Below are 10251 nucleotides of genomic sequence, written 5' to 3' on the forward strand. Positions count from 1 at the left end.
CATGAAAAAAAATAAAAAACGTGAATTCCAATCCTCAGAACTTGTAAAATCTTTTGCAAGGATTCATGGTTTCGAACATAAATTAATCGCTTTTGAAATTAAAGACTTTTTGGAGGATTACCTTGACGAAAGCCTTTTTAACGAAATTAAAAGTGTGAATATTGAGGATAAATGTGTCATCATAAAAATTAATTCGCCCATACTGAAGCACGATTTTCAGATGCGTAAAAGCTTTTACTTAAAAAAGTTTCAGGACAAATTCGGAGCTGATAAATTTAATGATCTTCAGATTTTGTAGACATTCTGCTGTTTATCAGTTCGTCTGCCCTGTTATCTAATCTCGATCGCAGCGGAATGAAAAACTTCAGCGGATGGTTCAGGAAATACTTAAAAATTTCTCTGTAAATCTCACTTACTTGTCCTACATTCAGCTTTCTAGATCTGAACGCTAAAAACATAGAAAGTGTGAAACTCACCAGAAAGTTAAAAAATCCGATCAGAAAAACCGTAATAAAAGAAATCCAAAAAGTGTAGGAATCAACAGAAAAATCTTTCCCATACAAGCCTAAAGCAAAATTTCCTGCGGCAAAAGTAATGTGCCGAATATCCAGATCCAGGCCCAGAAACAAGCCCACCGGCGCTGTAGCTCCAAGGAAAACTCCGAACCAGAAATTGGAGACAATTCCGGGCCAGTTTTTAGCATAATATTTAGACAGGCTTTTAGCAAAGCGCTTCCCCAACAGTCTTCTTATCGAAAAATTCTTCGCTATTCTTTCCGGAATCTGATAAAAAACCGAGTTGTTCCCGATATTTCCGGAAATAATCCCCGAAATAAAAAGATAAAACCCAGCGATACTTGCATGAAGGATTGCTTTAGATCTGAAAGGATCCAGGTCTTTCAGCAGTCTGTCGGATCGTTCAACAGCTAAATTCTGAGAGAAAAATACGTCTAATCCATAGATTATCAGCAGTGCAACAGGAAAAGACAGCAATACATTCCCCACGAACGCAATAAACTGACTTCTGAATAATTTTGAAACAAGATGCGCAAATTCGGTGTAATTACTTTTTATATTTCCTTCTTCAGACAATACTTTAGTCATTGTTGCAGCCGTCATTGCAGGTTGTTTAGTGGCCAATGTGAATCCCATCAGGTAGATCATAACGAATCCCATCGCATAATTCATGGAATACAGAAATGCATGCGAAAAATCGCTTCCGGGAATGTATCCGTACAGCATTTTCAGTACACATAAAGCTCCTACAATAATTCCACCCCCACTGGCTTTATAAAACATCGTCATGTATTCTTTACGAGTCGAAGTAATATAATGCGCTCCGGTCTCCGCAGTATGGTTGGTTATCAAGTGAGAGATCATACGGGTACTGTCATTGATAAGTTCTGAAACGTTATTTCGATGAGATTTATATTTTAAAATATTAAAAATCAACCGTTTGGAATTTATCAAAATATCTTTTTCCTGATCAATCACCAACAACTGAACAATTTCATAAATTCTCTGAACTTGTTGCCGAATTTTCAGTAGTGACTGATTAATTTTTCCTGAAATACCGTATTTAGAAGAGTTTTTAAACGAAATATTAACAAATTCCAGACATTGTTCAATATAAATTTTAATCTGCTTATATCTGCTGTCCTTGGAATGCAATTGAAGCTCAGGATTCTTTTCAAATTCCGCAGCCAACTCTTCAAGCTCATTCTGAAGTGCCAAAAACGGATTATCAAAATTCCTGTATTGCGGAGCCATTCTTACCACTTCAACTTCCATTGCAGCGCCCGTTACACGCCATGAAAGGATGTTCATGGAGAAAAGAATTTCCTTTTTTACTTTGTGGCTGACAATAAAATCGGAAATCCCAAGAATATTAAACAGTTCATCCACTTCATTCTCCGGAAGATTATGAAAATAGCTCAGGTCTTTTTTAGGCCTTAAACTGACGTTATCAATCAGATACCAAATTGTTTTTTCATTAACAACCGGAGGCAGAACTTTATTCAGAATCCTTTTTTTAAATTCGGGAATGAAGGCATTTTCGGACAGGATATTAGCCTCTGTCAGCGACAGATTAAAAGTTCTTTCACTGAAAATATGATGAATATAATATTTAAAATTTTCGGTAGACTGAGGATTATTTTTGAAAAAACGAAGAACCTCCTTAAATTCAGCTTTTTTTACACTTTCCAAAAGTTCAGCCAATGGCTCTAAGGAAAGGGTTTCATTCTTAAAAGAAAAGTATTTTTTAAGAATCGAATCAAAGTTTACGCTAGAATTTAGGAATTTCATTAGTACAAAGATACTATTTCAAACTCACATTCCTCATTTGTCGCATAATCCAGTTATGCTTCTTTCTCAAATAGGCAGACGGATTTTTAGGATCGTATTTTTTAGGATTAGGTAAAACTGCCGCAATCCAGGCTGCTTCAGAAGAGGTGAGATCTTTAGACGATTTTCCGAAATAATACTTTGCAGCTGCTTCTACTCCAAAAACTCCCTGCCCCATTTCAATAGAATTCAGGTAGCGTTCAAGGATAATATCTTTAGACCATACTTTTTCAATGATAAAAGTATATACTGCTTCCAGCCCTTTTCTCAGCCAGCTTCTGCCCTGCCAAAGAAAAACATTTTTTGCAGTTTGCTGGGAAATGGTACTTCCGCCTCTCAGTTTTTTGCCTTTTTCATTGTTTTTCATGGCTTTTTCGATTGCGGAATAGTCGAAACCATCATGATTAAAGAATTTCTGGTCTTCAGATGCGATGACTGCCTTTTTTACCTTATCTCCCATTTCATCATAGGGGATATAATCTCTCTGCAGCCTTCCGTATTCGAAAAGCCCACCGATTTGCGTAAGTGTGATAGGCGGATTAAAAAAACGTCCCCAAACGATGAATACCACATTAAGAATCAGAATAATGAATATAATCTGTTTAATTTTTTTCCACATAATCTTGGTAAAATGATTGTCAAAAATAAGCAAATACTCCGAGTTATTGCAATTCTTTCATGTAGGTCAGCTGATAATCCGGCAGTAATTCGGGATGAAAAATCTTGATATAATCTTTCAAAACGAGATCAGCACGTACCACCCCGCTCTCGAAAAAATCATTGGCTTTCGCTCTTTCTTTACCTGTGATAACATATACTTTTCCTTTGTTGAAAACGTTTAATTCTCCATATAAAGGATTCATGCTGAGCATTTCCCTCTTGGTGATGTGATTGCCTGCATTTACCCAATACTGAACTTTATCTGCTGTGGCAAAAACCTCTTCAAAACTCATGGTAACTGCTTTTTCTTCCGTGTTGGATTTCAGTACATAATTGGCATTGGCATCAGAAATAAAGTTAGCGACAGATGTTTTTCCGCCTGGCAAATACCATACATCTCCGTACATTTCGTTGGCTAAAACCGTCGGCTTTTCTTTTGCCTTTAACGCTAACTGTTTTAATTCATTATAATTTTTTTCAATCTCTTTATATTTGGTTTCGCCTTCTTCTTCTTTTCCTAAAAGCTTCCCGAAGATTTTAAGATAAGCGGTTTTTTCAAGCGGTTTCTGTTCCATATATTCATCCAGAAAAACAACCTGAATCCCATTATTTTTCAGCAACTGATAAGTGTTGTCGAAACTGGCAATGTGGTTGGTGAAAATCGCATCCGGCTTCAGAGAAATAATTTTTTCAACATCATATTTCTGATCGCTTCCTACATTCTGAATTTTTCCATCTTTTAATAAACTTTGAATTTTTTCCGAATAAATATACTCCGGACTGGAAACTCCGATCAATAAATCCACAGCATTAAGTTCGGAAATATATCCCGCCATGCTCGCATTCAGTAAAATGATTTTCTTGAAAGGAATTTGATTTTGTTTGAAATCGTAGGTAAAATTTCCCGACTTCATCTGCAAAACACCATTTTGAACCTTATAGGTTACCAGATTTGAAATTGAAACGGCTTCCGAAGACGAAATTTTTGGTTCTCTTTTACAGGCGATTAGCGTGAAAAACGCGATTAACAGTAAAATTTTTGCTTTCATCTTTCAAAGAAAAGAAAAAAGTGCTATATTTGCAAACCTTTAAACAACAAGGAAACAAAAGGCCTCGTGGCGCAACTGAATAGCGCATCTGATTACGGCTCAGAAGGTTACAGGTTTGAATCCTGTCGAGGTCACTAGACCGACATTTTAAGATTTTACTCTTCAATGTCGGTTTTTTTATTTCCTAATCCGTTGTTATACTGATAGATACACTGCGCAACAATATTCATTTTAGGTGTTTGAAAACTTTTTCCGTCAAATTCGACTTTTTGGGGAAATATTAAGCACCTAATCGTCCTTTTTGTTTGTAAATCTCCCTGCTGATAAAGGTTTGCAAGGTTTTCCATTGAATTGAGTGCATTTTCTATCTTTGTCTTATGTCAAGTTTCTTGCTTTCTGATACAATGTGCTGAAGTTTCAATTCCAACTGCTCGATTTGGGTTTTGTGAGCATTTTTTATTTCCTTATAATCATCTTCATACAATTTATCGGAAAGATATTTATCTATCGAAACTTTTTCACGAAGTAAACTGATCTCTTTTGAAATAGATTTTCTTTTCGCTTCGATATCGTAAGTAAACTGCTTGTAATTATCTAAGAGTATCTTCTTCATCAGTTCTTTGGTGATGGGATTGTATTCCAGTTTAGAAATTTCAAGCTCAAAGAGTTCATTTAATTTATCAGAGTCATCAACTTGTAAAATGACAATTTGATCTGCAATCATAAAAGGGATCTTATCTGAAAAATAGATTAAGGTTCAACGATATTAAACCAAGGATCAAAATTATCGATATGTTGAATAAATTGATTGAAAGCATCCGCATTACCTTCGATTTTTATCTTTCCGTTTTTAATATATTCATTTACCTTACTGTTGTTTCCAGCTGTTAATATCGCAAGATCATTACGGCTAACAGAAATAGTCGCGGTAATATTATTCTTTAGAAATGTGCCAATTCTTGGGGTTACCATTCCGTTTTTGACGATTAAACCAACTTTTTCATTTCTGTCAGTAAGCAGAATGTTAAAATTAAACTGATCTTTAAAATAGTCGGTTCCTTTATAGCGCATGGCGAGATAATCAAAGAATAATTCAGAAGACATTCCGCTGATCATATCTTTACTTGTTGTTCCTCCCCTTGAAATATTTTTCTTTCCATTTCTAAGCTCAGATGCTCCTGTAAGATAAAAATTTCGCCAAGGTCCCGATTCCGACATATAGCCTAACTGCTCGTAAGAATCGGCGAGTAAATTTTTAGCTTCTTGGTTCTTGCTGTCAGCAAAAACGAGATGCTTCAAAACCTCAGCAACCCATCGATATTCACCCTTGTCATAAGATTTCTTGGCTTGCTTTAAAACATTCTCGGCACCGCCCATAAATTCAACATATTTCGCACCCGCTTCGGATGGCGGCAACGGATTTAAGTTGGATGGATTACCATCAAACCATCCGAAATAAAGTTGATATTGTGCTTTAACATCGTGACTTACAGAACCGTAGTACCCGCGGTTATAAAACTGCTTATTAAGTTCGTCAGGTAATGTCAGTATTTCAGCGATTTCCGTCGGAGTATATCCTTGGTTGGCAAGTCTTAAAGTCTGATCATGAATAAAACGATACATATCTCTCTGGTTTTCCCAGAATTTTATAATATTATCATTTCCCCATACAGGCCAATGATGGGAACCAAAGGAAACTTCTACCTGATCCCCGAATTTCTGAATACTTTTATCAATATAGCTGCTCCATTTCAGCCCGTTTCTTACCTGTGCGCCTCTTAATGTATAAAGATTGTGAAGCGTATGGGAAATATTTTCGGCCTGACAAAAAGCCTTGAACTCAGGGAAGTAAAACATCATTTCCGCCGGAGCCTCCGATTCAGGAGTATAAATAAATTCTATTTTGACACCGTCGATGATTTTCGTTTCACCATCCTGTTTTGAAATGATATCAGTAGGCTCCAATATTCCTGTGCTTCCTTTAGCTGTAGTCGTCCCCAATCCGGATCCAAGGCTTCCAACGGCACTTTTAGGCAAAAGATTTCCGTACATATAGGCAGCTCTTCTGCTCATTGCATTTCCCCCCATTACATTTTCGCTAATAGAATGCTCAAAAAATCCTTCAGGCGCATACACTTTAATGGCACCACTTTGAATATCTTTTTCATTAATAAATGCTCTCATCCCGCCGAAATGGTCAATATGACTGTGTGTAAGAAGAACAGCCTTTACGGGAAAATCTCCGATGTGTTTTTTTACCAATTCCATTCCAGCTAAAGCTGTTTCCTGAACGGTAAGCGGATCAATAACAATCCAACCTGTTTTTCCTTTTACCAAGGTCATATTAGCAAGATCAAAACCTCGTATCTGATAAATATTGTCGGTAACTTTAAAAAGTCCGCTGACAGCATTCAGCCTGCTCTGCCTCCATAAGCTCGGATTAGCTGTTGTAGGTGCATCGGATTTCAGAAAATCAAATGCTTTGACACTGTAAGAAATATTACCTTCAGAATCTTTGATTTCGCCTGAAGGCAACGTAGCAATAAGTCCTTTCTGTGCATTATCAAAATCGGTATTGTCATTAAAGGGTAAATAAGCAGTCAAAGCATTATTGCTTTTTTCTGTATAAGAAGTGGATTGCTTTTCTGCTATAGAGGTTTTTTTATTCTGAGCCTGACAAAATGAAACACCAGTTACTATAGCTGTGCCAAGCAAAAAAGTAGGAATTGTTTGCATAATAAATATTTTATTGGTGATATGATATTATTTATTTTTAAGCTCTTTCAGCGTTTTATCTATGCCTCCGCCAAAAATATAGGAATACTTAAGAGCATAAATGGAACCATTGGGGGAATTTTCATCTCCGGCAGCATTACTGATATAGCTTAGACCTATTTTATGATGTACAGTCGGCGAATAATTCATTGATCCGCCAAGTCCAAGTACGGTTTGAGCGTCATCTTGCGCGATACTGTTTTTGCTGGTTTCTCCACCCGTTCTTGCCGCCGCATCAAACGAAACCCAGATTTTATCATTGATGTTGTAAACATTGTGAAGCGTTAAGCTATAAAACGGTTTTTGGGTGACAGATGAAGCCGGCTGTCCCAACACAGTGGAGGGTAATTTCTTATTTGTTGTAAAGAATTTTGCTGCTGCATACACTTCAATATCAAATTTGTTGACCGGAATGGTAAGAGCCAATTCAGGTTTAAATTGCCAACGGTTTCCCGATGGATTCAGCAGTTTTTCGCTGGAAAATCTTCCTGTTGGTGCAGTTGTTGCAAAAGACCAGGCGAACACCGTTTCGCGAGGAGTCTGCAGATATTCTCCAAACGATAAAGGCTTTCCACCAACGATATTACTGCCGACAACAAAAATCATATCTCCAAGCCCGGAACTGTTTGCTTTAGTACCAAAAAAATCTGCATTGATATCTACATAAGGAAGTACAACCTGAACCCCGGCAGTTTTATTAAAGACCTTAAAAAATGTTGCATATCTAAGGTACATAATGGTAGCAGAAATGTCGATATCTTTACTGGGAAGTGTAATATCTCCGTCGATTGTTGAATTGGTTGATTGCTGCCCGATCGAAAACTGCAGCATATTCATCCCTAAAGGGTAGTTTTGATAGGTCTTGGCTTCTGTAGCCTGTTGAGAAAAGATGTCATTCGAAAAAACCAGAGAAAAAACCGACACTAAAATTCTTATAATTTTCATAATTCATGTATAGTTTTTATGTTATTCATAAAGTTAATGAAAGTTTTACATATATAACCGTTAAGTGAAATAAATTTCATTAACAATAAAAACAAGTTGTAATAGAAAATATTTAAACAAGTATTTAATAAATATCCATGATAAAAGCACACTATACGTTCAGTGCCTTGAATATTGTTTTCGTTATAAAACCATCGTCCGGCCGATGGGAAGCAGAGTGAGAGATATTGGTGATATATAGAGCAGTATAGATACCTAAGGGAAATCTTTTTGATATTAAAATCCTCGGTTAGGCTTCAATTAGTCTTGATTGGGATACATCCATTGCTGTTATAATGTGCAACTTTGCTACATAACTTTTAAAACATTAAAATTATGCAAAACAATGAAAATAAAGTAGCACTGGTGTCGGGGGCAAATACCGGTGTGGGATTTCAAATTGCTAAAGCTCTTGTAGAGAATGGCTATATAGTATATTTAGGTTCTCGTGACCTTAAGAAAGGCGAAGCAGCTACGGAAAAGCTGGGTGGATCTGCAAAAGCAATTCAACTTGATATTACAAATTCTGATTCTATCAACTCAGCCGTAAAAATTGTAGAAAAAGAACACGGCTATTTGACTTTACTAGTGAATAATGCAGCGATTTCTCATGCTGGCCTATCAGGACGTACGATGGAGGAAGTTTTGGGTGCGCAACGCGCAAGTATTGCCCCGCTCAGTGAGCTTAAAGCCGTATGGGATACGAATGTGTTTGGGACATTAGCCCTTACACAGGCATTTTTACCTCTGCTGCATAAATCGGATAATTCAAGAATAGTAACCGTTTCCAGTGCTTTAGGATCTCTTGGTAATAATTCCAATCCAGAAAACCCTTACCGTTCGAATTTTGATGCGGTATATGGCGCTTCGAAAACGGCACTCAACGGAATATTCCTTTCGTTGGCAATAGAATTGGAGGATACCCCTATCAAAGTTCATTTGGTGAGTCCGGGATTTACAGCTACGGCCCTCAATAATTTTCAGGGAACGGACTCTGTGGAGGAAGGTTCAAAGGAACCGATAAGGGTTGCTTTGGCTGAAAATCTTCCCAACGGAAGTTTTACAGGTCCTGCCAATTTCAGTGGGAAGGACAATGTTCTTCCGTGGTAGTTTTAACAAAAACCTATGATCTTTGGTCATAGGTTTTTTATAGATTTATAGTATGAAATCCAAAAAAGATAAACTGGTACGCTTCATCTCGATCTCCGAAAGCCATCAGGCTTTCGGACTACCCGCACCGCAGCATCCGTTGATCAGTCTTATTCATTTTAACAAGGATAATCCTTTTAACACAGCAATGGCTCCGATCTATGATATCCTGAGCTTCTATAAGATTACTTTTATTACCAGAAATAAAGGCAGACTGAAATACGGCCGAAATTACTATGACTACGATGAAGGCAGCATGCTGTTTCTGGCACCTGACCAGCTAGTGGGAAGTACTGATTATAATAGTGAGACCTATTGTTATATTTTACTCATACACCCTGATTTCCTGCTGGGTCATCCCATCATACGGAAAATAAAACAATACGGCTACTTTTCCTATACATCCAATGAAGCCCTGCATTTATCAGAAACTGAAAGGGAAATCATCCTTTCTGTTTATCGAATCATGCAACAAGAACTGAACAGCCGCGTTAATGAATTCAGCCAGGAGGTCATGCTTGCCCAGATTGAGCTGCTGCTTAGTTATGTGAATAGATTCTATAAAAGGCAGTTTATTACCAGAAAGGTGGTTAACAACGATATACTCCAGAGAACAGAAAGCATTCTCGAAAATTATCTTAAAAATGAGTTATCCATTCAGCAGGGTCTTCCAACCGTACAGTATGTTGCTGATCAGTTGAATATCTCTCCCGGTTATTTGAGCGATACATTACGTTCGCTGATCGGGCAGAATGCCAAGCAGTATATACGGAGTAAAATCATCGAAAAAGCGAAAGAGCGATTGACCAATACTAATTTAACAGTGGCTGAGATTGCCTATGAGTTAGGTTTTGAGCATCCGCAATCTTTCAGCAAGATGTTCAGGGCTAGAACCGGACTCTCGCCTTTGGAATTTCGTAATTCATTTGATTAACAAAAAGAGGTTGCCTCATTTTTTGAGACAGCCTCTTGTTAATAGTTTTGCGAACCTTCCTTTCTGAAATAATTTTACACCATCATTCTTCATTCTACTTCATTGGAAAGAAGGTATTCTGCTATATTTACATTTATGTTCAAAAAAATACACTAATTGACATCTACTGTTCGTACTCTATAACAATCTGATTATAAGGGCCGGACCATCCGGGATTAGCACACGTAATATCATTCCAGCCTCTTTTATTCTCACTCGTCCCGTCACCCGCATTTATGATATGTACACAACCTTCGTTTCCTCCGGTATTATTAGGCTCACCTGAACGGAAATAGTCTTCCGTACTGGAATTGTT

The 10251-nt window shown here is 37.2% G+C and carries 11 protein-coding genes and 1 tRNA gene; 4 read left to right on the forward strand and 8 right to left on the reverse strand.

The window, feature by feature from the left end:
• Position 1 precedes the first annotated feature (1 nt).
• Positions 2 to 298 carry a hypothetical protein gene (locus BUA89_RS16685; RefSeq protein ID WP_072960839.1) on the forward strand — a complete coding sequence of 99 codons (297 nt, stop codon included), beginning with the start codon at positions 2 to 4 and terminating at the stop codon, positions 296 to 298.
• Here BUA89_RS16685 and BUA89_RS16690 read toward each other — a convergent pair.
• From BUA89_RS16690 to BUA89_RS16700, 3 genes are read right to left on the reverse strand one after another with little or no spacing between them, the layout of a single operon-like run.
• Entirely contained in the window at positions 276 to 2306 is a 2031-nt protein-coding gene (locus tag BUA89_RS16690; RefSeq protein WP_072960842.1) for a recombinase, read from the reverse strand. The two genes, BUA89_RS16685 and BUA89_RS16690, sit on opposite strands and share 23 nt — an antisense overlap.
• Before the next feature lie 13 nt (positions 2307 to 2319).
• On the reverse strand, positions 2320 to 2964 hold the full coding sequence (mtgA, locus tag BUA89_RS16695; protein ID WP_072960846.1) for a monofunctional biosynthetic peptidoglycan transglycosylase: 645 nt from the start codon (positions 2962 to 2964) through the stop codon (positions 2320 to 2322).
• 43 nt (positions 2965 to 3007) lie between these two features.
• Positions 3008 to 4054 (reverse strand): ABC transporter substrate-binding protein, encoded by a 1047-nt coding sequence (locus BUA89_RS16700; protein ID WP_072960850.1) that lies wholly within the window; start codon positions 4052 to 4054, stop codon positions 3008 to 3010.
• A gap of 60 nt (positions 4055 to 4114) precedes the next feature.
• Between BUA89_RS16700 and BUA89_RS16705 the strand changes: the two genes are divergently transcribed.
• Positions 4115 to 4188: transfer RNA gene (locus BUA89_RS16705), tRNA-Arg, on the forward strand.
• A 21-nt stretch (positions 4189 to 4209) separates the two neighbouring features.
• Here the strand turns inward: BUA89_RS16705 and BUA89_RS16710 are convergent.
• The 4 genes from BUA89_RS16710 to BUA89_RS16725 are packed head-to-tail and all read right to left on the reverse strand — an operon-like array spanning position 4210 to position 7774.
• A complete protein-coding gene (locus BUA89_RS16710) occupies positions 4210 to 4401 on the reverse strand; it encodes a hypothetical protein (RefSeq protein WP_072960853.1) in 192 nt (63 codons plus the stop codon).
• Between the two features lie 17 nt (positions 4402 to 4418).
• Positions 4419 to 4778, reverse strand: coding sequence for a hypothetical protein (locus BUA89_RS16715; RefSeq protein ID WP_072960856.1), 360 nt, complete (start codon positions 4776 to 4778; stop codon positions 4419 to 4421).
• 26 nt (positions 4779 to 4804) lie between these two features.
• Positions 4805 to 6790 (reverse strand): alkyl/aryl-sulfatase, encoded by a 1986-nt coding sequence (locus tag BUA89_RS16720; RefSeq protein WP_072960860.1) that lies wholly within the window; start codon positions 6788 to 6790, stop codon positions 4805 to 4807.
• A gap of 27 nt (positions 6791 to 6817) precedes the next feature.
• Complete coding sequence (locus BUA89_RS16725) at positions 6818 to 7774, reverse strand: transporter (RefSeq protein ID WP_072960863.1); 957 nt, start codon at positions 7772 to 7774, stop codon at positions 6818 to 6820.
• Positions 7775 to 8149: 375 nt separating this feature from the next.
• Between BUA89_RS16725 and BUA89_RS16730 the strand changes: the two genes are divergently transcribed.
• Positions 8150 to 8923 (forward strand): SDR family NAD(P)-dependent oxidoreductase, encoded by a 774-nt coding sequence (locus BUA89_RS16730; RefSeq protein ID WP_072960866.1) that lies wholly within the window; start codon positions 8150 to 8152, stop codon positions 8921 to 8923.
• 139 nt (positions 8924 to 9062) lie between these two features.
• Positions 9063 to 9896 (forward strand): helix-turn-helix domain-containing protein, encoded by an 834-nt coding sequence (locus BUA89_RS16735; RefSeq protein WP_228420590.1) that lies wholly within the window; start codon positions 9063 to 9065, stop codon positions 9894 to 9896.
• Between the two features lie 163 nt (positions 9897 to 10059).
• Here BUA89_RS16735 and BUA89_RS23190 read toward each other — a convergent pair.
• A partial coding sequence (locus BUA89_RS23190) for a C-type lectin-like domain-containing protein (protein ID WP_178362468.1) occupies positions 10060 to 10251 on the reverse strand: 192 nt, incomplete at its 5' end.

Origin of the sequence: Chryseobacterium arachidis (assembly GCF_900129245.1) — a bacterium.
Lineage (GTDB): Bacteria > Bacteroidota > Bacteroidia > Flavobacteriales > Weeksellaceae > Chryseobacterium > Chryseobacterium arachidis.